The organism is Parasphingomonas frigoris, assembly GCF_036663815.1.
Lineage (GTDB): Bacteria > Pseudomonadota > Alphaproteobacteria > Sphingomonadales > Sphingomonadaceae > Sphingomonas.
The window spans coordinates 236,872-258,371 of record NZ_JAXOJQ010000004.1 but is presented as its reverse complement, the minus strand read 5'-3'; the positions used below and the strand labels follow the sequence as shown (position 1 = coordinate 258,371).

Here is a 21,500-nt window from a genome sequence, read left to right as displayed (position 1 = left end):
CGCCGCGGTCGACGACGCTCGGCTACTACGGTCGGAGCGGTGCGGTGAGCGCCCAAAGGGGACGGCAGTGTATCTGATGATCGACCGAACCTTCCACGCCACGGTGCCCAGTAGCAAAGCAGGGCCTGACGGACGGAGCACATGGTCATGACGCACGCTTCGGATCCACGACGCGCCGCGATCGCGGCGCTCGGCCGTACGCTCGGCCCGACGACGCTGGCGCAAGTCCAGGCGCTGTTTCGGGCCGAACAAGATGCGTATCTGACGGCACAGCCGGCAAGCGCGCGCGACCTGCCGTATGGCGACGATCCCCGCCAGATGCTGGATCTGTACGCGCCCGCGTCGGCGGAGCGCGTGCCGGTCGTGCTGTGGGTCCATGGCGGCGGCTTTGTGCGCGGGGAGAAGAGCAGTCCGGATCACCCGTTCAACGCGCATGTCGGGCGCTGGGCGGCACGGTTGGGAATGCTCGGGGCAATAATGAACTATCGCCTCGCGCCCGAAGCCGTCTGGCCTGCCGGCGGCGAGGATGTCGGCGCGGCGATCGACTGGTTGCGGGGCCATGCCGCCGAGCATGGCGGTGATCCCGACCGCATCGTCGTCGTCGGCACGTCGGCCGGGGCGGTGCATGTCGCGACGCATTTGCGATTGCGCGCGGCTGATCCCGGCGTGCGCGGTGCGGTGCTGCTGTCGGGGCTATACGGCTTCACGCCGATCGAAGACCGCGACACGCTCTATTACGGCCCTGCGGAGAAGTATCCCGAGCGGCACCCGCGCGATGCGATGGTCGAGACCGACGTGCCGCTTCTGATCGCGTGCGCCGAGTTCGACCCGGCCCGCTTCCAGACCGAAACGATCGCCGTGTTGGCGGCGCGGCTCGCACGGCACGGGCATCTGCCGCGCAGCCATATCGCATCGGGCCACAATCACTTCAGTCTCGCCTGCCATATCGGCGGTGCCGACACGCGGATGACCAACGAAATCCGCGCCTTCATCGCCGACGTCGCGGCACCACAGCAGGAGTCCCTATGACCATCGACCGCCGTATGCTGCTCGCCGCCGGTGGCGCGCTCCTCGCTGCGCCGGCCTTGGCTCGGCGCGCCGGCCCGAGTGCCACCGCGGGCGCCTTCCCCAAGGGCTTTCTGTGGGGCGCTGCCACCGCAGGGCATCAGGTCGAGGGCAACAATACCAATAGCGACCAGTGGGTGCTGGAGAATGTCCAGCCGCCGATTGGCCCACCGTCGGGCGATGCCGACAACAGTTTCGAGCTGTGGCGCACCGATCTCGACCTGGTGAAGAGCCTCGGCCTCAACACCTATCGCTTCAGCCTGGAATGGCCGCGGATCGAGCCCGGGCCCGGCTTGTTCTCGATCGCAATGCTCGATCATTACAAGGCGATGATCGACGGCTGCCGCGCGCGTGGGCTGACGCCGGTGGTGACGTTCAACCATTACACCACCCCGCGCTGGTTCGCGGCGCAGGGTGGGTGGACGCACGCGCAGGCGCCGGCGCTGTTCGCGCGCTTCTGCGAGCGGGCGGCGCGCCATCTGGCGGGCGGAATCGGCTATGCGATGACGTTCAACGAACCCAATATCGCCAGTATGCTGCCGATCGTCCTGCCGCCGGCCTTTTTCGGCTTGCTCAAGGCGAATCTGGCGGCGGCGGCACGCGCGACCGGGTCGAGCAAGTTCGTCGTGGCCAATACCGTCATGCCCGAGGATGTCGCGGCGGTGACGCGCAACATGCTCGCCGGGCACAAAGCCGCGCGCGACGCGATCAAGGGCGTCCGCCCCGATCTGCCTGTCGGTATCAGCCTCGCTGTCGCCGACGATCAGGCCGTGGGGGACAACAGCCTGCGCGATGCCAAGCGCGCCGAACTGTATGGCGTGTGGCTCGAATCGGCCAAGGGCGACGATTATCTCGGCGTCCAGAATTACGAGCGATCGGTGTGGACCGCGACCGGCAAGCTGCCGCCGCCGCCCGGCGCGACGCTCAACTTCCGCGGGGCGGAGGTGTATGCGCCCTCGCTCGCGGGCGCGGTCCGCTACGCGCATCAGGCGACCGGCAAGCCGATCCTGGTCAGCGAACATGGTGTCGGCACCGACGACGATCGCATCCGTAGCGCGCTCATCTCGGGCGCACTGCCCGAATTGAAGCGTGCGATCGACGATGGCGTGCCGGTGCTTGGCTACATCCACTGGTCGCTGCTCGACAATTACGAATGGGGTGGCGGGTTCGACCATGGCTTCGGGCTGGCGGCGGTCGATCGCACCACCTTCAAGCGGACGCCCAAACCCAGCGCCGCCGTGCTAGGCGCATTCGCGCGGCGGAACGCGTTATGAAGCGAGGCGCGCGGGGTGCTGCGCTGGCCGCCGCACTGCTGGCATCATCAGCCGCGCTAGGCCAGACCACTTCGCCAGCCGCCGACAGCACCTCCGGCGACAGCCTCGCCGCCGGGTTCGTCGATCCCCCGGCCGAGGCGCGGCCACGGGTGTGGTGGCATTGGCTCAACGGCAATATCAGCGAAGCCGGAATCGTCGCCGATCTCGAATGGATGAAGCGCGTCGGCCTGGGGGGCGTCCAGACGTTCGACGCGTCGCTGATGACCCCGCAGGTGGTCGAGAAGCGGCTTGCTTATATGACCCCGGAATGGCGCCACGCGTTCCGGCTTGCGGCGACGACAGCAGACCGGCTCGGCCTCGAATTCGCGGTTGCGGGCTCACCGGGATGGAGCGAGACCGGTGGACCATGGGTCGCACCCGCCGACGGCATGAAGAAACTGGTGTGGAGCGAAACCGACATCGTTGGGGGCCATCGCTTCGCGGGGCGGCTGGCTTCACCGCCGCGCGCGACCGGGCCGTTCCAGGCGCTGCCGTTCGACGATCCGCTGACGGCGTTTGGCGGCAAGGCGTCGGATCCGCCGGCACACTATGCCGATGTCATGGTGCTGGCCTATCCGGTCGATCCGCCCACAGCCGCGATTCCGACCGCGACCGTCGCCGGTCGCCCGGTCGATGCTGCGGCGCTGCTCGATGAGGATGCCAAGACGACAGTCGCCGTGCCGCGGGGCAGCGCCGATCAGCCCGGCAGCGTGACGCTGAGCTATGCCCGCCCCACCACGATCCGCAGCGCAACGCTGTTCATACCAAGCGCTCTGCCACCCTTTGGCGACCCGTTGTTCCAGCCGGTGCTGGAGGTTGCCGACGGGGCGGGGTGGCGCGCAATCGCGACGCTGCCGCTCGGCACCGTGCCGACGACGATCAGCTTTGCGCCGATTATGGCGCGTGCGTTCCGGCTCGTGCTTGGGCCCAACACCGCGCCACCGCGGATCGGGCTCGGTGCGCCCGCGCCCGGTGCCGTGGTCGATGGCTTGTTCCCGAGCGGACCGCCCGCGCCATCGGTCGCGCTCGCGCAATTGCGCCTGTCGGGCGAGGCGAGGATCGACCGGTTCGAAGCCAAGGCCGGTTTCGCGACCGTCCCGAATTACTACGCGCTCAGCGCCGATGTGCCGGAAACCGCGGGAATCGATCCTGCGCGCGTGGTCGATCTCACCGCGCGGATGCAGCCCGACGGCACGCTCGACTGGACTCCGCCCACGGGCCGTTGGCGGATCGTTCGGCTGGGGGCGACGCTGCTCGGCACGACCAACCACCCCGCCACCGCCGAGGCGACGGGGCTGGAAGTAGACAAATACGATGCCGCCGCGGTCACGCGCTATCTCCAGCATTATATCGGGCTGTACCGGGAGGCGGCGGGGGCCGATTTGGTCGGCGCGAGGGGCGTGCGTGCGATCGTCACCGACAGTTTCGAGGCGGGCGATGCCAATTGGACGCCGTTGATGCTCGCGCAGTTCGAGCGGCTGCGCGGCTATGATCCGCGGCCGTGGCTTCCGGCGCTGACCGGGGCGGTGATCGGATCGCGTGCGCGCAGCGACGCCTTTCTGTACGATTATCGCCGGACGCTCGCCGATCTGCTCGCAAGCGAACATTATGGGACGATCGCGCGCGTTGCCCATGCCGCGGGTCTCAAAGTATATGGCGAGGCGCTCGAGGATGGTCGACCCGCGCTCGGCGACGACATCGCGATGCGGCGCCATGCCGACGTGCCGATGGCGGCGATGTGGACCTACGATCGCGCCGGAAAACCGCGCCCGACGTTGCTCGGCGATTTGCGCGGCGCGGCATCGGTGGCGCATCTCTATGGCCAGAACATCGTCGCGGCGGAATCCTTCACCTCGGGGCTGGCACCCTGGGCGTTCGCACCGGCCGATCTCAAGCGTGTTGTCGACCTGGAGTTTGCAAGCGGCGTCAATCGGCCAGTGATCCACACCTCGGTACATCAGCCGGTCGACGACAAATTGCCCGGTCTTTCGCTCGCGATTTTCGGGCAATATTTCAACCGGCACGAAAGCTGGGCCGAGATGGCCCGGCCCTGGATCGACTATATCGCGCGCTCGAGCTATGTGCTCCAGCAGGGGCGCAACGTCGCCGACGTCGCCTATTTCTATGGCGAGGAAGCGCCGCTGACTGCGCTGTTCGCGCGCGCGCCGTTGGGCGATACGCCGACCCGCTATGCCTATGATTTCGTCAACGCAGACGCGGTGACGGAAGACCTTTCGGTCGAGCAGGGCAACTTGGTTTCGTCCGGCGGAGCGCGTTACCGCGCGCTTTATCTCGGCGGTGCGGCACACCGGATGACGCTGCCCGTCCTGCGTCGGTTGGCGACGCTGGTCGAGCAGGGGGCCACCCTGATAGGCGATGCGCCGACAGGGTCGCCGGCGTTGACCGACGATCGTGCCGCTTTCTCCGCGCTTGTGCGGCGCATGTGGTCGGGCACGCCGGTCACGACGATCGGGAAGGGGCGCGTCATCGCCGGGCATGATGTCGAGGCCGCGCTTGCTGGAACCGGTTTGCTGCCCGATTTCGCCTATACCAAGCCCGCGCCCGACAGCGAGCTCCTCTTTGCGCATCGCGCGCTCGCCGATGGCGACGTCTATTTCGTCACCAATCGACGCAACCGTGCGGAGCGCATCGAGGCGCGCTTCCGCGTCACCGGCAAGGTGCCTGAACTGTGGCACGCCGACACCGGGCGGCGCAGCGCCGTTTCGTATCGCATCGAAGGAGGCCAGACGATCGTCCCGCTCGATCTGGTGGGAGAGGAGGCAGTGTTCGTAGTGTTTCGCCGCAAGGCGACCAACGCCAGCGTGACGGTTCCAGCCCCAGCGTCGCGGCCGGTGGGAAGAGTGGACGGACCGTGGACCGTCACCTTCCAGCCCGGACGCGGGGCGCCTGCCACCACGAGGCTGGCGCGACTGATCCCGCTCAACGAGAATCCGTCGCCCGCGATCCGCTATTTCTCGGGCGTCGCCAGCTATGCGGCGGCCCTGGATTTGCCAAAGGCGATTGATCGCGCGACGCCGCTTCTGCTCGATCTCGGGCAAGTCGGCGATCTCGCCGAAGTGCGGGTGAACGGCATTGTGGTCGGCACGGTATGGCACGCGCCCTATCACATCGACATCGCCGCCGCGGCACGCCCCGGCCACAACCGGATCGAGGTGCGCGTGGCCAATCTCTGGGTCAATCGCCTGATTGGCGACGCCAAGTCGGGCGCGCGCAAACTGACCTGGACCGCGATGCCGAGTTACCGCCCCGATGCGCCATTGCGGGCGTCGGGGCTGATCGGGCCTGTCACCGTATTGGCTCAACGGTGACTCCGGCGCAGCGGCGCTATGTCCGCACCGAGGTGGCCATCTCGGCGATCATCAACGCAGTGCTCAGCGCAGCGTTCGTATGGCTGACGTTCGGCGGCCAGGCGGTCGTGCCCGTTCTTGGCTGGCGGGGGCTGGCCGTCGACACGGTCCCGCAGAGCCTGATGGTCGCGCTGATGAGCTGCCTCGTTCCGACGGTGCTGACCCGGCGGCGGCTTGCTTCCGGGCGTGTCGCGGCCCTGCCGCCGGGGCGCCGATGGCCGCGCCATGCGCTCGTGCGTGCGTTGGTTGTCGCTGTGCCGGTCGCGGCTATGGCAGGGTTGGCGGGTATGGCCGTGCTGCCGCTGACCGGATCGGCTTGGTCGCTCGCAGCGGTCGCCGCGCTCAAACCGCTTTATGGTGCGCTGCTGGGTGGCATGATCGCGCGGCTGGCGATCATGCTCGCGCTTAGGGAGTCTGCGATGCGAGCGAGCCGCTCGGCTGTTCAGCAGGGGCGCGGTTCGCGGTGCGCAGGCCAATCAGAGCAAAAATCTGAATGACAACGAGCGGCCGCTTTAGGGGAGCACTCGGGCAGGGCTGGTCGTCTGCCGTTGGGTCTTACTGGCTTTGATTGGACCAGAGCCAGTTAGTGGTTTTGAGAGCATAGCTGAGAGAGCCGGTCTCCAAGAAAATTCAGCGTTGCACGAACATGCGGCAGTTCGCGCGTGCGTTCGTGAACTAGTAGCCAAAGACCGCGCTCGTTTTCCGGGTCGGGCGGCAGGCATTGAATCAGGCTGGTATCCTGGTCGGCCACGAGACACGGTAAGGCGGCAATTCCGATACCAGCACGTACCCAGGACAGGATACCGGTCGACGAATCGTGCTGTAGCCCGATCGCATCCACCAATTCGTTACGCTCAAGCCAAGCGCGGTAATATCGCCCGAACCCCGCACCGCCGCCGCCAATGATCGTATGGCTACGCAAATCCTTCCGTCGCTGCGGCTGCCCATGCTCGGACGCATAGGCTTGACTGCAATACACCGCCCAGTTGTCAGTCCCGACCCGCCTTCCCACAAGCCCAGCGCCGCTGGGTCTCACACAGCTGCGCAGCGCAATGTCCGCTTCTCCGGATGCAAGATCGCGGACCACGTCGGTCGTATCCAGATCGATCCGTATCAACCCATGCTCGTCATGCAGTGCGCGCAAGATCGGTGTCAGAACGGTGGCCGCGTAGATATCGGTGACCGTCAGCCGGACTGTACCGCTTGCATCGCGAAGACCAGCCGCAGCCGCATCAACCAGCTTTCCTGCCTGACTCGCTACGTCGCGCGCGAACGGTAATAACGCCTTGCCGCGTTCGGTCAGACGATACCCCGCCGATAATCGCTCGAACAAGGTGACCCCAAGTGCTTGCTCGAGCGATGCCACGCGGCGGGCCGCGGTGGTTTGACTGACGCGTAGTGTGCGCCCCGCCGCCAAAGTGCTGCCAGTTTCAGCGACCGCTATGAAGTAGCGAAGGTCGTTCCAGTCCATCACGCCTGATACTGCAAAATTGCAGAACGTGCGCGCAATATCGTTGTTAGGCAGAGAAACGAAGCGGACTTAATTGGAGCGCCGCGGCGATGTGCCGCAGGAGATCGCTGACATGATCCGTTTTCCACTTCTCGCGGCGCTGGCCGCGAGCGCCGTTGTTGCGCCCGCTGTCGGGCAGACAATCGATGGCGTTTCGGTAGTCCGACACACCGACCTCCAGTTGAGTCGACTACACGACATCGCTCGGTTGGACCGCCGGATCGACCGCGCGGCATCGGATGCGTGCGGCACGGTCTCGTCAATCGACCCGGCCGGCGTGGATGCTCATACCCGCTGCAAACGCGAGACGGTCGCTGCGGCTCGCCCACAGCGCGACGCTGCTATCCGCCGATCGGAAATCCAACAAGCGAGCGTCCGCTAACCATACCAGCAGTTTGCGCATCTCTTAGAAGGACCGATCCATGTCGAACGTTCTGATCACCGGAGCCAATAGCGGTTTCGGACTGCTGACCGCCCGCAAGTTCGCGGAGGCCGGACACACTGTTCACGCCGGCTATCGATCGAAGGCTCGTGCCACCGATCTCTATGCATTGGCGATGGAGTTGCCGCTGGTTCGCGCGATCCAGTTGGACGTTACCGATCAGGCTTCGATCGACGCGGCGGTCGTCGAGGCGAGGGGCGCCGGGCCAATCGACGTCCTCGTCAACAATGCAGGCTTCGAGGTAGCCTCTCCTATCGACACGCTGTCCGACGAGATGTTGCATCGCCAGTTCGACACCAATGTGTACGGTGTCGTCCGAATGATCCGCGCCGTTGCGCCGGAAATGCGCGATCGCCGTCGCGGCGCTATCATCAATCTTTCCTCGGTCCTTGGTTGGCTGACTTTGGCCTACACGGCGGCTTATGCCGCCAGCAAACATGCGGTGGAATCGCTTTCGGAAGGTCTTTGGTTCGAACTCGCGCCATTCGGTATCCGGGTTGCCATCGTTGAGCCGGGCGTCTTTCCGACGCGGTTTGGCGTCAACACGATAGCGTCTCCTGACTTCAAGGAGGGCTCGACCCACTGGGCGAACTTTCAGCGCTACAACGCGGCCCTGCGGTCGACGATGGCCGCCGCGAGTACCGCTGCGGATCCCCAAGACGTAGCCGATGCCGTATTCGAGGCGGCCATGACCGCCACGCCCGTGCTTCGGTATGTGGTCGGTACCGATGCACGGGCATTCATTCCAGCTTATAAAAGCATGGAGTTCGAAGCATTCAGGGACGCGGTCTTGGCGCGGGCGGGCATAGCGAATTGGGCAACAGCCGCAGATGCGAGATGAATGAATAGGCGCTCACGCGTCGGCAAGGCACGCGTTCGAGTGGCGACCTCTGGGTCTTTTCGGCGGCGCACTCGCATCGGCCGCCAGCTGTCTCTCATATAGCGCTTCTTGCTAAGAACTGTATTAATAGAACAACACAGTTCGAGTCGGAGAGCGAGAATGGGATACCTGACAGTGATTGTCGCGCTTGTTACCGCCGTATCCTCGAGCACCGCGCCGCCTGATCCAGAGCAGCGGGTAAGAGTTGCGGACTCTGAGTTTTGGGCTGCTTTCAACGCCTGCAATCGGACGCGAATGAGTGAGATTCTCTCGCCGGATGTTGAGTTCTATCACGATAAAACGGGCGCTACGATCACCCGGAGCGCTGTGGTGAAGTCCCTCATGGACGGCCCATGCGGCACCGCGGGCTTGCGGGTCCGTCGCGAATCTGTCGCTGGATCTGTATCTTACGATCCTATTCCTGGATTTGGCGCAATTCTGACCGGGCGGCATCGCTTCTATGCTCAGTATAAGGGGCAAGCCGAGCGCCTGGACGGCGAGGCGCGGTTCGCGGTTGTATGGCAGATCGCGAATGGGCGGATCCTGATCCGCCGAGTTCTGAGTTATGCTCATGGCCCGGCGCATGAGACCGCGGCAACCTATCGTTCCGTGCCGACGTCCATGCTGCAGCGCTATGCCGGGAGTTACTCATCCAAGCTGGGTGAAATCGTAGTGACCATCGAGGGCGATCACCTGCACGTTGCATCGGGTGGCCTCGCCACGCCGGTATTTGCGATTACCAACAATACGTTCGAGGCTAGCGGGCGACCGCTGCGATTCGAGTTCGCAGAACAGGGAAACACTCTAATGGTGCTGGTTCAAGAGAATGGCACGCTCGCCGCGATTGGAACCCGAAGGATTGGCGGCTAAGCGCAAAGTTGTACATAAACAAATGTCCGCTTCTGGTAAGCAGACTTAGCGCTCTGAAAGGCCGGCATTCGGGTCATGTCGGCCAACGTAAAGCGGACACCACCGCGAACAGGCTGGCCAGAAATTACGCGCCAAACTTTGGCCGCTCAGGATCGGTGAGCCCGATTCTGGAGCGGCCGTTATCGACGAGTGGGAGCTCGCCTCACATCAAAGTATCGATGACGCCACCGTCCACCCGCAAAGCCGCGCCCGTTGTCGCCGACGCCAGCGGTGATGCGAGATAGACGACCATGTTCGCGACCTCCTCGACCGTGGCGGCACGCTGGAGGATTGAGCTGGACCGGTGCTGCTGGACGAAGGCCGCGGCAACCTCCTCGATTGGCTTACCCGAACGGGCGCGCTCCGCTTCGAGCATCGCCTCGACGCCTTCGGACAGGGTCGGGCCAGGCAGCACCGAGTTCACGGTCACACCGGTTCCGGCCATCCGTTTGGCGAGCCCGCGTGCAAGGGCGACGTCGGCCGTCTTGCTGACGCCGTAGTGGATCATCTCGACCGGGATGTTGAAGGCGGATTCTGACGCCAGGAAGAGAAAGCGGCCCCAGCCGCTTGCTTCCATTCCCGGCAAATACGTCCGTGCGAGCCGCACGCCCGCCATCACGTTGACCTGCCAGTGCCGATCCCAGGTCGCGTCGTCGGCTTCGAAGAAGTCGGCCGGCTGAAAGATACCGAGATTGCTGACGACGATGTCGGCCATGGGCACTGCGGCGACGAGCTGATCATGGCCTTCGATGTTCCCGAGATCAGCCGCTACGCCGCGCGCGCTGCCGCCAATGCGCGCGACCGCAGCGTCCACCTTGGTCTGCGTGCGGCCGTTGACGATCACGGTTGCGCCGGCCCTTGCCAGACCCTGCGCGATGCCGAAACCGATGCCTTCGGTCGAGCCAGTGACGAGGGCGGTCTTTCCGTTGAGGTCGATGTTCATGAGATTGATCCTTTCATAAAGTGCGAGGAGACCCGCCGGACCCTGCCTTGGTCGTATCCCGGCGGGGCTTGGGGATGTGTCGGGGTTTTCGAGCGCTTGTGGCCGTGCCCGACTTTCAAGTGGCCAACGCGACTGCGCGGCGCTGTATCCAGTTGCCGATATCGTTCGTGACGCGGTCTCGGTCGAGGTCGTTGAGCAGATCGTGGTAATGCCCCTCGTATAGCTTGAGCGTCTTGTCGCTCGAGCCGGCAGCATCGAAAAAGTCTCGGCTGCCGTCGGCGTTTGCCGCCTTGTCCGCGGTGCCGTGCAAGATCAGGACGGGCAGGACGATGCGGCCAAAGTCTTCACGCAGCCGAGCGGCGGCGCGCGTCAGCGCCGCGACGGTCTGCATGGGCTGCACCTCGTCGCGCACCAAGGGATCTTGCTCGAGCTGTTCGACCCAGGCGGGATCGCGCGAAAAGTCGGTCATCTTCAGGCGCAGCGCGCTCGCGTGCGGCACGATGTGGCTGGCGCCGCGCAGGAGCGCCAGCGCGAAATCGGGCGCGAACACGCGGTACGCGAAGCTCTCGCAGATGAGGCCGTCGAGCCTGTCCTGATGATCGAGGGCATAGCCGAGCGCGATCACCCCGCCGGCACTGTGCCCGAGCAGGAAGACCGGCAGGTCGGGTGCAAGCGAACGCGCAAGCTCGACGGTCCGCGCCAGGTCCGACCCATAGTCGTCGAACGTGTCGACATACCAGCGATCGCCGTCCGACCGGCCCCGGCCGCGCAGGTCGAGCGCGGTGACGGCGAAGCCGCGCTGGGCGAACACTGCGGCGGCACGCGCATAATGGCCGCTATGGGCGTTGAAGCCGTGGCAGATGATCAGCGACGCGCAGGCCGTGCCGATCGCGGGCCAGTGCCGGACGAACACGCGTCCGGCACCCCCATCGAAATCAAGCGCCTGCATGGCGGTCGCAGAGAAGTCTGGCATCTTCTGTCTCCTTGATTGGGGCCGATCACCGCGGGGTTGCCGCGGCAACGAAGGCGGTGTCGCTGGGCCCGGTGCCGGTGATGCGGACGACGGCTGCTTCGTCGCGCGTGGCGGCGAAGTGCGGCGCTGTGCCGGGTTCGGTGTAGAAGCCGCCGGCGCCGAGCGCGCGCAGCGTCGCGGTCGCGGTATCGGCGCCATAGCCGAAGTACCAGGTGCCCGAGACCACGGTCGCGACACGATCGTCGCGGTGCGTGTGCGGCGCGATCGTCGTGTGCGCGGGGACGGGGATCTCCAGCGTATACGGGCCGGGCTTCGTCGGATCGCCGGAGAGCAGCACCGTGCGGATCCCGGCCATGCCCGAGGTGCCGGTGCCGGCCCCCGTGGTCGGAACGCGATCGACCTGTTCGCTCGACAGCGCGACCGGGCCGAACCGCACCCGCGTCGTGACAACCGGCGCATCCAGATAGTCGCGGATCGCCTTGACGGTGGCGTCGGGCTGCTCCTCCATCAGCCAGTGCCCGGCATCGGCAATGACGCGCTCCTGCACATCGACCGCGCCGGCGCGCGTGACCGCCGCCATCGTCGCGCCGAACGATTTCTCACCGCCGATCGCGAGGACCGGCATGGTGAGCTTGCCGTGCGCTGTCATCCAGGCCCGATTGTCGACCGCGTCCTGATCGAACGCGGCGAATTGCGCGAAGCCGGCATGCATGCGGCCGGGGCCGGCGTAGAGCGCCGCGTAATGCTCGCGGTCGGCTTCGGTGAAACGCGCCGGCTTGGCCGAAAAGTCGTTCCAGAAGCGATCGAGATAGATCCGCTCGCGGCCTGCGACCAGTCGCTCCATGTCGGGTCCGCCGAAGCGGAAGTGCCACAGCAGCGGGTTCTTGAGGATCTCCTCCCACGGCCCGATGCCCGGCACTGGCGCATCCATCAGCACCAGCTTGGTCACGCGCTCGCCGTGCCGCGCGGCAAGCGCATAGCCGACCATGTTGCCGATATCGTGCGCGACGACGTCGGCGCGCGCTGCACCCAGCGCATCCATCACGCCGACGATATCGTTCGCCTCGTTCGCCTTCTCGAAGCCGCTATCGGCACGTGCCGACAGGCCCATGCCGCGCAGGTCGGGCACGATCACTTTATGGTCGCGCGCGAGCGCTGTGGCGAGTGGCACCCACATGTCACCGGTGTCGCCGTAACCGTGGAGCAGCACGACCGCCGGTCCCGATCCGCCGACGCGGACGTGGATAGTGGTGCCGTTGGTAGCGATGTCCTGCTCGCGGAAGCTGGCGGGAAAGTGCGGCGCGCTTTGCGCAAGCGCGGTGGTGCTCGCGAGGCTGAGCAGGGATGCCGCCGCGTAGGCGAGGCGGCGGGGCTGGCGGTGCGTCGTCATCGTCTGTCTCCTGAAGGCGCTCCATGCGCCTAGGCAAAACCTAGACAGATCGCCGCCTTCTGATTAGCCAGATCGGAGGGCAAGAACCTTTGATCCGGGAGCAAAGATGGCCAATTTCGATCGTGCGCGCGACCTCGCCGTCTTTGCCGCCGTCGCATCGACCGGCAGCTTCTCCGCAGCAGGCCGCCAGCTCGCGCTGACACCGTCGGGCGTCAGCCGAACGGTCGACCGGATCGAGGCCCGGCTGGGAACACGGCTGCTGCTCCGAACCACGCGCGCGCTTACCCTGACGGCGGAGGGCAGGACGTATCTGAGCGGCGCACGGCGGATCCTCGCCGATCTCGACGAGGTCGAGCAGGGGATCGCCGATCAAGGCGCGCCGCGCGGCCGGATTCGGGTGAGCGCCGCGGTCTCGCATGGCCGCGTCTGCATCGTGCCGCTGCTCAAGGCGTTCACGCGCGATCATCCGTTGATCGTCGTCGACATCAACCTGTCCGACGAGAAGGTCGACGTGGCGCAGGGACAGGCGGACGTCGCAGTGCGTTCGGGCCCGTTGCCCGACAGCCTGCTGATGGCCCGCCGACTGGGCGACAACGGTCGCACGATCGTTGCCTCGCCCGACTATCTCGCCGAGCGCGGCACGCCGCGCGCACCGGAAGATCTCGCGCAGCACGATTGCCTGAACTTCAACTTCCGTCGCGCCGAGCCGGTCTGGCCGTTTCGGATCGACGGCGAAACCGAGGTGATGGCGGTGCACGGCGCGATCGAGGCCAATAGCGGCGAGACGCTGCTGCAACTGGCATTGGATGGCGTCGGCATAGCGCGCGTCGGAAATTTCGCGATCGGCCGCGCGATCGCGGAGCGGCGGCTTGTGCCATTGCTGGAGCCGTTCAATCCCGGCGACCGGGAGGTGTTTCACGCCGTCTTTGTCGGTGGGGCGAATATGCCCGCGCGAACGCGCTTGTTCGTCGACTATTTGGCGGAGCATTACGGCGAGTACAGGCATCAGCAAATTTAGTCGCTGCAATCGGCAGGGCCGCGAACGTTTGCTGCGGCTGTGCGCCCTAGTTAGGCGTATTCGGAAGATGAACCACATGTCCGCTGTTCGAGAGCGGAAACCAGACTGCGCGTGACCAGGTTTGGGACGTCGCGTCCCGCCACGCGGTCGGCGGGTGTCGACCAACTCAAGCCGTTCCCAATCCGCCACATGAATGGCCGCTCCTGCAAAAATCTGCCATTGCCGTTCAATTGAGCAGTCCGGCAGCAGTGCGCTCCAATTGCGGTCCTTAACCCCTCACTGAGATCCAGCCGAAAGCGGCCGTCCGTTCAACCGGATTGACTTCATCATTGTGGACGTGGCCGCGACAGTGATTACAGTGTCTCGTATGCCCGCTATCCTGTACGCTGCCTCGGCCTTCCTGCGGACGCGTTGGCTAGCAGCTCGATTACAAACCCCAACCGATGTTCGTCGGTGGCAGGCGAAGAGGCTCGCCAATTGGCTGAAAACTGCCGTGCCACGTGTCGGAGCGTTCGCCGGGGCAGGCGTTACACGCCTCGATCAATTGCCCTTTATGGACAAGGCGACACTTATCAACGCCTTTGGCGAATATAACCGTCCCATCATATCGGCTGAAGAGGTCCGCGCGGCGATCGATGGCGGCGCGGATCGGGTCCGCGGTTATCCGGTCGGACAAAGCACCGGGACGAGCGGCAACCGCGGGTATTTCGTGATAAGCGATGCCGAGCGCTTCGTATGGCTGGGGACGATCCTCGCCAAGGCACTGCCCGATGTGTTGTGGCACCGGCACCGCGTCGCGCTCGCGCTGCCGGGTTTCTCGACGCTGTATCGCTCGGCCGAGCATGGTCAGCGGATCGCGCTGCGCTTTTTCGATCTTGGGCTCGGTGTCGACGCCTGGGCCGACGAACTGGTCGGCTTTGCGCCCGATACGATCGTCGCCCCGCCCAAGGTCTTGCGCCGGCTCGCCGAAACCGGGCGGCTGACGGCGCGGAATGTCTTCAGCGGCGCGGAAGTGCTCGATCCGCTCGACCGCGCGGTGATCGAAGCAGCGACGGGCATCACGGTTCGCGAGATCTATATGGCGACCGAGGGGCTGTTCGGTGTGTCCTGCCCGCTGGGGACGCTTCACCTGGCCGAGGATGCCGTGAAGTTCGAATGGGAAGCGTCAGGCGACAGTGGGCTGGTGACGCCGCTGATCACCGATTTCACTCGGCGCACGCAGATCATGGCGCGGTACCGCATGAACGATCTCCTCGCACTGGCTGAAACACGCTGCCCGTGCGGCTCGCCGCTGCAGCCAGTGGCGCGGATCGAGGGGCGGCAGGACGATATATTCGAGCTGCGCGGTATCGACGGCGCATGGCGCATGATTACGCCGGATGTGCTGCGCAACGCCGTCGTCGATGCCGATCGTGCGATCACCGATTTCCGCATCGTCCAGACCGGCGCTGATGCGGTCCGCGTCGAACTCGACGCCGCATTGCCGCACGGCAGCGACGCGCAGGTGATCGCGTCACTGGGCGCCTTGTTCGATCGTGTCGGGGTTGTCGCCCCGGCGATCACCGTCACGCGTGGGCTGATCCTGGATTTCGATCGCAAGCTGCGTCGCGTCCGGCGCGAATGGCGTCACAGATAGAGCGTCGTGGTGCGCTGTTCCGGCGCTTGTGGCTTGCCGTTGGCCAGTCGCCAGATCGTCGGGCCCAAGAGATCGGCGGGGCCGATCGCGAAATCGACGGCACCCCAGTCCTCGAGCGCCGCGACCTGGTCGGCCAGCACACGCTGGTCCTGGCGCAGCAACGGCAGGTTAAACGCTTTTAGCACCCAGCGCTTGAGCCAGGCCGGCGCGAGCCCCTTGCGCGTGGCGAACAGCGCGTAGGGGCGGACCAGATCCTTGTCCTCGGGCACGAAGATCGCGGTCAGCGATACGCTCAACCCTCGGTCGGTGCGGAATTCGAGCTGGCCGATCGTCGGCGCGAAGTAGCGCCCGATCGAAACCGTCCTTTTGCCTTCGAAGAGCCGCGGCATGATCCCATCGGCGCGGGCATGCTCGTGATAGATCGCCTCGCCGCCATCGGGGCCGAGCGACACCTCGACGTGCATCGCGCGGCGCGCCGGACCGCGCAGAAACCACGGATGGACATAATGCGGGTGCGAGGCGTCGAGCATGTTCTCCAGCCCGTCGAGCAACCGCATCCGGCTCGGCGCGACCAGCCAGTGGAAATGATCGAGGTCGGGATCGTCGAGCAAGGCCGGCAGCCGCGGAAACGGCGGGGGCGTCTCGGCAAGGCAAGTCCAGATGAGCCCGGCACGAACCACGACCGGCAAGACTCCCGCGGTAACCTCGGGCACCGCGTCCGATCCTGGGACCTCGAGGCAGCGCCCGTCGGCGCCGAAGCGCCAGCCATGATAGGGACAGGCGATCGTCCCGCTGCGCACGCAGCCGTCCGAGAGCTTGAGCGCGCGGTGCGGGCAGCGATCCAGCATCGCCACCGGCTGATCCCCGCTCAAGAAGAGCACGATCGGCGTACCCATCAGCCGCCGCGCCAAGGGCTTCTTGCGCAGCGCAACGCGCGCTGCCAGCGGGTGCCAGCCTTGCGCCACTGCGACCGGCCATACCTCGCTCATAATCCTCGCCTCTGCATCATTGGGACTGCAAATCGATCGAGTATGAAGGCCATGATGACGAGCACCGCCCGCCTGCGCCGCGGTAGGTGTCCGGCGGCCACGGCCGTATATTCGATCACCCCGGTCGCGCCGCGGTTGCGTTTGAACTGCGGCGCACCAGCTGAGCCGTTGAGGCGTACGCCCTGCTCGGCGGCCATGGTCGTAAACAGCAAAGTGGCGATCCGGTACAGCCCTTCGCGCTGCGGCCGCGCAGTGTCGTAGCCGACCACCGGCGGGGTGAGTACATCGCCGCGGACGAGCGATCCGGCCACCGCCAGCAACTCGCCATCGGCATCCCGCACGCCGCGATAGCGCAGCGTGCCGGCGCGCCAAGTCGCGCGTACATAGTCGGGCGAGAAGACCGGGTTCAGCGGCGAGTATTTGCCGACATAGAGCAGATGGTAGAGCTCGGCGATCCGCGCGGCATCGGCATCACTCATCGCCATGAACGCGTCGATTGTCAGGCCACTGGCGGCGAGGAGCTGCTGGTCGGTGCGCGTACAGCGTCGCGGTCGCCAGTCCCGCTCCAGATCGCCGGTCACCCAAATCTGGCGGCTTGCCAACAATCGCCAGCCATCACGCTGCGCGGCCGCGAGCAACGCCGGCGACGACCAGCGATCGATCGAGCGGATGGCGATGGCGTGGGTGGGAAAGCGCTCCGCCAGAAACGCGCGGATGGCGGGCAGGTCGTCCCCTGTCCAATCGCCGTGCAGATTGGTCGACAACAGCCAATTGTCGACATGGACGATACGGTTGACCTTGCCCCAACGCAGCAACCGATCCGCGGCGGCGATCAGCAACTGCAGCAACGGCCGCAGCCCGCCGGTGTCGACGAGGTCGAGCTCGGCGCGGGCGTAGAGGATATAGGCGCTGTGCGGCAGGCAAACATAGCTGCCCCCCGTCTCGCCATCGTTGACCGTCACGGGATACACCCGCTCGCCTGAGCGCAGCGCCAGCCAACGCGTGGCGACGTTGGGGATCATCGCGGTCGGGCCGACACCGGCTATACCGTCGATATAGGCGCGCGCATCGCACCCTGCGGGCCATGCGCCGGGTGGCGGGTCGCGCGGATCGAACAGCATCATGCGATCGGCTCGCCATTCCATTCGATGTCGGCGGTGGTCGCACCGGCCGGGCTGCGCCGCGTGACCAAAGCATGGACCGCGAAGCGCGCAGCGTCGATCAATGCGCCGATCGCAGGCCAACGATCGCCCGCGCGTCCGACGACGTCGCGCCCGCGGCGAACATCGCTGGCGAAGCCGACCGTCCTGCCGCTGGCAATCGCCGCGGGTACGCCCAGCAGCGCCATTGCCGGGCCCAGATAGCGCAATCCCTCGACCGGGCTAGCCGCGCCGGTGCCGAGCATAGCGCGCGCCAGTTCGGGCCGGGCTTCGAAGAGATGCAGCCCGCTGACCGCGCGCGGGTTGCACTCGATCGGCACCACCGTTCCGTCGAGTGTGACGATCAGGTCGAACGACAAGTGCCCCGTCAATCTGCCTGCCTCGGCAATCGTAGAAGCAATTGCCAGCGCGGCGGGGCACTCGACCGCTTCGAAGGCATAGGCCGCCGCCTGACCGTGCCGCCAGCGCGGGCGATAGACCACGGACGCGACCAGGCGGCCTTTGCGCGCGAACGACCACAGGCACAGTTCCTCGCCGTCAACGAAGCGCTGCGCCGCCCAGGGCCGGGCAGGGGTCGGGTCGATGACGGTCAGTTGGGCCGGCGTCGGCCGGATCAGCGTATGTGTCGCGAAGCGCGAAAAATCCGGCTTGAACACCAGACTTCCCGGAGCAGTGGGTAGCGCGTCGAGATCGCTGCGACGCTCGATCCGCCACGTCTCGGGCGCGGCAAGCCCCAAGCTGCGCGCGTGATCGGCGAAGCATATCTTCGAATGCAGCGTGCGCAGCGCCGTGATCGGCGGTGCCAGCACCCGCTCGCCCAGTTCTGCGGCCGCCAAGTAGAACACTTCCTCGCAAGTGGGCACGATCGCAATTGGATCGAGCCGTTCGACGAGATTGCGTAAAGAAGCGGCGAAGCGCGCAAAATCGCTGCGCGGCGGCGGCAGCAGGTGTGTCGCAGTGACGCTGCGCGATAACCGCGCCGCCCATCCGGTCACCGAATCCGCCAGATGGACCGTGTGGCCCGCCGCGGCGAACGATCGCGCAAGATCGATCGCAACCGGCGCACGGGCACCGGTGATCAGGACATTGCTCACGCGTCGGCTTCGGCGGCGCGTTCCGGGCAATGCGCCGGCGTCAGCCGGATCGCCGGATTGCGGCGCCACAGGGCGTGGAGCTTGGCGAGCGTTGCCTCCACGCGCCCCGCATGGCCGAGCAAGTTGCTCGTCAGGCGCGGCGGCGGCATGTTGCGGCGGATCGCGTCGCTCGACCATGCCGCGTCGGCAACCAGGAAATGCTCCCCGTGCGCGGCGTCGGCGACCACCATTCCCCAATGTCCGGGGCAATGGCCGGGCAACTCAACCGCGAGCAAGCTGCCGTCGCCGAGAATATCGGCGCCCGCATCGAACGGCTGGAGCGCGCCGGGCAGCGCGCTTCGCGGTGCGTCCTCAAAGAAGCGCGCACGCTGGGCGATGTTCGCCGGCAGAAGCGCCGGCAGGATCCCGGCCCGCAAACCGGCGATGCGGCCGCTCGAGCAGGCTGCATCGAGACCGGCCCGCGCGCAATGGATCGCCGCGCCCGGAAAAGCATGGGCGCCGGCGATATGGTCGGCGTGGAAATGGGACAGGATCAAATGGCGCACGTCGCACGGGGCGTAACCGAACCGCGCGAGCTGACTGGCGACGTCCGCGCCCTGCACAAGCGTCGCCGGGGTGAGCCAGCGATATAAGCGCTCGGGAAAGCGCTGTGTCGCGGCGAAGAAGGCCGGGTCGTAGCCGGTGTCGAACACGATCGGCCCTTCGACCGGGTGGACCAGCAGCAACGATAACGCCGGAAAAACCGCCGGCCGCCAGCTGCCGTCGCGGATCGTCGCGCGCAACGGATGAACGCAATGCCCGGCGCGGATGAGGTGGACGGCGACTTCACGCATCGGTCGGCTCCGGCAAGGCAAAGGCGATCATATCTTCGACGCGATGCCGCGGCGTCCAGCCTAGCAGATCACGGGCACGGTCGAGCACCATCGTCTGCGAAAAGCCGAACGTCATGACGCTGTAGCGTGTCACCGGCGGCTCGGGGCTGCCGGGGAGCAGCGCGGCGACACGCTCCAGCGCGCCGGCCGTCGTCATCGCCAGTCCGGTCGGCACCGCGACGAACCGTGGCGCCTGTCCAAGCCGTGCGAACAATTGCTCCAGGAGTTGGCGCACCGGTCGCGGGTCGCCGCCCGACACGTTGACCGCGCGCCCGCCCGCTTGCGCGCGATGGCGGTCGGCAGCGACGAAGGCGGCAGCGGCATCGCGCACGTCGGTCGGCTCGATCACGGCGGCGCCGCCGCCCGGCAAGGGAAACCGCCCGCGCCGCGCCGCGCGCAGGACGCGCGGCAGCAACACCGTGTCGTGCGGACCGACGATCGCGCGCGGGCGGATCGCGACCGTGCGAAACCCTGGCGCATCGGCGGCGATGACCAGCCGTTCCGCAGCAAATTTGGTGGCTGCATAGGCGTTCGCGAACGGTGTCGCGACCGGGCTGTCCTCGATCAGTCCGATGCGATCGTACGGCGCCGCGTAAATCGATGGCGTCGAGGCATAGACAAAGCCGTCGCATCCCGCCGCGCGCGCAGCCGCCAGCAATCGCTCGGTCGCCGTTACGTTGATCGCCGTGAATGCCGCGGGCGACCCCCAGGGCGAGGACAGGGCAGCAAGGTGGAAAACTACATCGACACCGGACACGAGCGTGGTCAGCGGAGCGATCGTCAAGTCGGCGGCGATGAATTCGGCACCGAGCGATGCGCCAATCGCCGCGTCGCGCCCCGAGGCGCGGACGTCGTATCCGGCGGCGTGCAACTGGCTCACCAGCTCGCGTCCCAGTCCGCCGGTCGCGCCGGTGACCAGCGCGACGCGGTTCACCACCGGATCACCGCGCCGCCCAGCGATACACCGGCCGAGCTGCCGATCAAAAGGGTGTGATCGTCCGGGGCGGTCAGGCCGCGCTCGCGCGCGACGTGGAGTGCGTGCGGCATACTGGCCGCGATCTGATTGCCATGGGCGCGGAAGATATCGAGTGTCTTGGCATGGCCGTCCGGAATCGAGCGCTTGAGGTGTTCCAGCGCCGCAGCGCTGGCCTGATGCGGGACGATCGTGTCGATGGCGTCGATCGCCACGCCGCTTTCGGCCAGCAGGTCGCGAAGGAAACGCGGAAAGCGTCTGGCCGTCGCCGCAAACAGCGCCGGCCCGTCCATGCGGAACTTGGCAGCTTCGAGAAAGGCGGCGAGATCGTCCTCAGGGCGCATCCGCGTGCCCCCCGATTCAAGCCGACACAAGCCGGCGTGATCGCCATAGGTCGCCAGGCGGCACGCCAGCAAATGGCTGGGGCCACCGGCTTCGATCGCCACCGCTGCCGCTCCGTCGCCGAAGATCGCCGATGCTTCGGGTGCGGAAAAGTCCAGCGCAGCCGAGGCGATGTCCACCGACACGATCAGCCCGCGACGCCATTTTCCGACGACCATGCCAGTCACCAAGGTATCCAGCGCGACAAGGAACGACAGGCACGTCGCATTGACGTCGAACGCGGTAATGCCACTGCCGCCGATGCCGAGCCGGCGCTGAATCAGCGCTGCATTACCGGGGATCGGTTGCTCCATCACACCGCATGCGGAAATCAGCACATCGATGTCGCCTGCATCCCAGTGCGCGGCCTTGAGCGCAGCCGATCCCGCCATGGCCCCGAGCGACGAACTGGTTTCGTCGGCCCGAACCCAATAGCGGTTCTCAATACCGAAATTGGCCCCGGTCCAGCCCGCGGAGCGGCCAATCCGAGCGTCGATTTCGGCCGATGGAATGGCGGTCTGCGGCAGGGCGATGCCGCTGCCTGCCAATCGAAAGCCAAATCCGCGAATCGCGTTCATGGCAAT

18 protein-coding genes and 1 pseudogene are annotated in these 21,500 nt (G+C 66.3%); 9 read left to right on the top strand and 10 right to left on the bottom strand.

Going from position 1 to position 21,500, the window contains the following annotated elements; all coding sequences use genetic code 11:
* Positions 1-147: 147 nt before the first annotated feature.
* Genes U1872_RS15735 through U1872_RS15720 form a run of 4 tightly spaced genes read left to right on the top strand, consistent with a single transcriptional unit; the run spans position 148 to position 6,243 of the window.
* Complete coding sequence (locus U1872_RS15735) at positions 148-1,029, top strand: alpha/beta hydrolase (RefSeq protein WP_332793859.1); 882 nt, start codon at positions 148-150, stop codon at positions 1,027-1,029.
* Positions 1,026-2,339 (top strand): family 1 glycosylhydrolase, encoded by a 1,314-nt coding sequence (locus U1872_RS15730; RefSeq protein WP_332793858.1) that lies wholly within the window; start codon positions 1,026-1,028, stop codon positions 2,337-2,339. Before U1872_RS15735 ends, U1872_RS15730 begins: the two co-directional genes overlap by 4 nt.
* Positions 2,336-5,707, top strand: a complete 3,372-nt coding sequence (locus U1872_RS15725) for a glycosyl hydrolase (protein WP_332793857.1) — start codon at positions 2,336-2,338, stop codon at positions 5,705-5,707. The genes U1872_RS15730 and U1872_RS15725 overlap by 4 nt, the downstream gene beginning before the upstream one ends.
* Positions 5,704-6,243, top strand: coding sequence for a hypothetical protein (locus U1872_RS15720; protein WP_332793856.1), 540 nt, complete (start codon positions 5,704-5,706; stop codon positions 6,241-6,243). Before U1872_RS15725 ends, U1872_RS15720 begins: the two co-directional genes overlap by 4 nt.
* Before the next feature lie 86 nt (positions 6,244-6,329).
* Here the strand turns inward: U1872_RS15720 and U1872_RS15715 are convergent, their stop codons facing one another.
* Positions 6,330-7,217 carry a LysR family transcriptional regulator gene (locus U1872_RS15715; protein ID WP_332793855.1) on the bottom strand — a complete coding sequence of 296 codons (888 nt, stop codon included), beginning with the start codon at positions 7,215-7,217 and terminating at the stop codon, positions 6,330-6,332.
* Positions 7,218-7,329: 112 nt separating this feature from the next.
* On the opposite strand from U1872_RS15715, the gene U1872_RS15710 reads away from it, so the two are divergent.
* The 3 genes from U1872_RS15710 to U1872_RS15700 all read left to right on the top strand — a co-directional run bounded on the left by U1872_RS15710 (position 7,330) and on the right by U1872_RS15700 (position 9,448).
* Positions 7,330-7,638 (top strand): UrcA family protein, encoded by a 309-nt coding sequence (locus tag U1872_RS15710; RefSeq protein WP_332793854.1) that lies wholly within the window; start codon positions 7,330-7,332, stop codon positions 7,636-7,638.
* Positions 7,639-7,678: 40 nt separating this feature from the next.
* The gene (locus U1872_RS15705; protein WP_332793853.1) at positions 7,679-8,539 is read left to right on the top strand and encodes an SDR family oxidoreductase; all 861 of its coding nucleotides are present in this window, start codon (positions 7,679-7,681) and stop codon (positions 8,537-8,539) included.
* A 159-nt stretch (positions 8,540-8,698) separates the two neighbouring features.
* A complete protein-coding gene (locus U1872_RS15700; protein WP_332793852.1) occupies positions 8,699-9,448 on the top strand; it encodes a nuclear transport factor 2 family protein in 750 nt (249 codons plus the stop codon).
* 202 nt (positions 9,449-9,650) lie between these two features.
* Here U1872_RS15700 and U1872_RS15695 read toward each other — a convergent pair whose 3' ends face one another.
* The 3 genes and pseudogenes from U1872_RS15695 to U1872_RS15685 form a co-directional block, all read right to left on the bottom strand.
* Complete coding sequence (locus tag U1872_RS15695; protein WP_332793851.1) at positions 9,651-10,430, bottom strand: SDR family NAD(P)-dependent oxidoreductase; 780 nt, start codon at positions 10,428-10,430, stop codon at positions 9,651-9,653.
* Positions 10,431-10,545: 115 nt separating this feature from the next.
* Positions 10,546-11,529 (bottom strand): annotated as a pseudogene (locus U1872_RS15690) (alpha/beta hydrolase); the annotation flags it as partial.
* Positions 11,429-12,793: an alpha/beta fold hydrolase gene (locus U1872_RS15685; RefSeq protein ID WP_332793850.1), complete on the bottom strand. Its 1,365-nt coding sequence runs from the start codon at positions 12,791-12,793 to the stop codon at positions 11,429-11,431. The pseudogene U1872_RS15690 and the gene U1872_RS15685, both read right to left, overlap by 101 nt.
* A 106-nt stretch (positions 12,794-12,899) precedes the next feature.
* Between U1872_RS15685 and U1872_RS15680 the strand changes: the two genes are divergently transcribed.
* Positions 12,900-13,811 (top strand): LysR family transcriptional regulator, encoded by a 912-nt coding sequence (locus U1872_RS15680; protein WP_332793849.1) that lies wholly within the window; start codon positions 12,900-12,902, stop codon positions 13,809-13,811.
* A 367-nt stretch (positions 13,812-14,178) separates the two neighbouring features.
* Positions 14,179-15,447, top strand: coding sequence for a F390 synthetase-related protein (locus U1872_RS15675; protein ID WP_332793848.1), 1,269 nt, complete (start codon positions 14,179-14,181; stop codon positions 15,445-15,447).
* On the opposite strand, the gene U1872_RS15670 is transcribed toward U1872_RS15675, so the two are convergent.
* From U1872_RS15670 to U1872_RS15645, 6 genes are read right to left on the bottom strand one after another with little or no spacing between them, the layout of a single operon-like run.
* Positions 15,438-16,436 carry a Rieske 2Fe-2S domain-containing protein gene (locus U1872_RS15670; RefSeq protein ID WP_332793847.1) on the bottom strand — a complete coding sequence of 333 codons (999 nt, stop codon included), beginning with the start codon at positions 16,434-16,436 and terminating at the stop codon, positions 15,438-15,440. The genes U1872_RS15675 and U1872_RS15670 overlap by 10 nt on opposite strands.
* Positions 16,433-17,560, bottom strand: coding sequence for a GNAT family N-acetyltransferase (locus tag U1872_RS15665; protein WP_332793846.1), 1,128 nt, complete (start codon positions 17,558-17,560; stop codon positions 16,433-16,435). The genes U1872_RS15670 and U1872_RS15665 overlap by 4 nt, the downstream gene beginning before the upstream one ends.
* Positions 17,557-18,690: an ATP-grasp domain-containing protein gene (locus tag U1872_RS15660; RefSeq protein ID WP_332793845.1), complete on the bottom strand. Its 1,134-nt coding sequence runs from the start codon at positions 18,688-18,690 to the stop codon at positions 17,557-17,559. Before U1872_RS15660 ends, U1872_RS15665 begins: the two co-directional genes overlap by 4 nt.
* The gene (locus tag U1872_RS15655; protein ID WP_332793844.1) at positions 18,687-19,523 is read right to left on the bottom strand and encodes an MBL fold metallo-hydrolase; all 837 of its coding nucleotides are present in this window, start codon (positions 19,521-19,523) and stop codon (positions 18,687-18,689) included. The genes U1872_RS15660 and U1872_RS15655 overlap by 4 nt, the downstream gene beginning before the upstream one ends.
* Positions 19,516-20,496, bottom strand: coding sequence for an NAD-dependent epimerase/dehydratase family protein (locus tag U1872_RS15650; RefSeq protein ID WP_332793843.1), 981 nt, complete (start codon positions 20,494-20,496; stop codon positions 19,516-19,518). The genes U1872_RS15655 and U1872_RS15650 overlap by 8 nt, the downstream gene beginning before the upstream one ends.
* Positions 20,493-21,494 (bottom strand): 3-oxoacyl-[acyl-carrier-protein] synthase III C-terminal domain-containing protein, encoded by a 1,002-nt coding sequence (locus U1872_RS15645; RefSeq protein ID WP_332793842.1) that lies wholly within the window; start codon positions 21,492-21,494, stop codon positions 20,493-20,495. Before U1872_RS15645 ends, U1872_RS15650 begins: the two co-directional genes overlap by 4 nt.
* Between the last annotated feature and the right edge of the window lie 6 nt (positions 21,495-21,500).

Coding starts and splice junctions, on each gene's coding strand:
- U1872_RS15700 (WP_332793852.1), top strand. CDS start 8,699: ATGGGATACCTGACAGTGATTGTCGCGCTTGTTACCGCCGTATCCTCG.
- U1872_RS15645 (WP_332793842.1), bottom strand. CDS start 21,494: ATGAACGCGATTCGCGGATTTGGCTTTCGATTGGCAGGCAGCGGCATC.
- U1872_RS15730 (WP_332793858.1), top strand. CDS start 1,026: ATGACCATCGACCGCCGTATGCTGCTCGCCGCCGGTGGCGCGCTCCTC.
- U1872_RS15685 (WP_332793850.1), bottom strand. CDS start 12,793: ATGACGACGCACCGCCAGCCCCGCCGCCTCGCCTACGCGGCGGCATCC.
- U1872_RS15665 (WP_332793846.1), bottom strand. CDS start 17,560: ATGATGCTGTTCGATCCGCGCGACCCGCCACCCGGCGCATGGCCCGCA.
- U1872_RS15675 (WP_332793848.1), top strand. CDS start 14,179: ATGCCCGCTATCCTGTACGCTGCCTCGGCCTTCCTGCGGACGCGTTGG.
- U1872_RS15705 (WP_332793853.1), top strand. CDS start 7,679: ATGTCGAACGTTCTGATCACCGGAGCCAATAGCGGTTTCGGACTGCTG.
- U1872_RS15710 (WP_332793854.1), top strand. CDS start 7,330: ATGATCCGTTTTCCACTTCTCGCGGCGCTGGCCGCGAGCGCCGTTGTT.
- U1872_RS15670 (WP_332793847.1), bottom strand. CDS start 16,436: ATGAGCGAGGTATGGCCGGTCGCAGTGGCGCAAGGCTGGCACCCGCTG.
- U1872_RS15695 (WP_332793851.1), bottom strand. CDS start 10,430: ATGAACATCGACCTCAACGGAAAGACCGCCCTCGTCACTGGCTCGACC.
- U1872_RS15725 (WP_332793857.1), top strand. CDS start 2,336: ATGAAGCGAGGCGCGCGGGGTGCTGCGCTGGCCGCCGCACTGCTGGCA.
- U1872_RS15655 (WP_332793844.1), bottom strand. CDS start 19,523: ATGCGTGAAGTCGCCGTCCACCTCATCCGCGCCGGGCATTGCGTTCAT.
- U1872_RS15680 (WP_332793849.1), top strand. CDS start 12,900: ATGGCCAATTTCGATCGTGCGCGCGACCTCGCCGTCTTTGCCGCCGTC.
- U1872_RS15715 (WP_332793855.1), bottom strand. CDS start 7,217: ATGGACTGGAACGACCTTCGCTACTTCATAGCGGTCGCTGAAACTGGC.
- U1872_RS15735 (WP_332793859.1), top strand. CDS start 148: ATGACGCACGCTTCGGATCCACGACGCGCCGCGATCGCGGCGCTCGGC.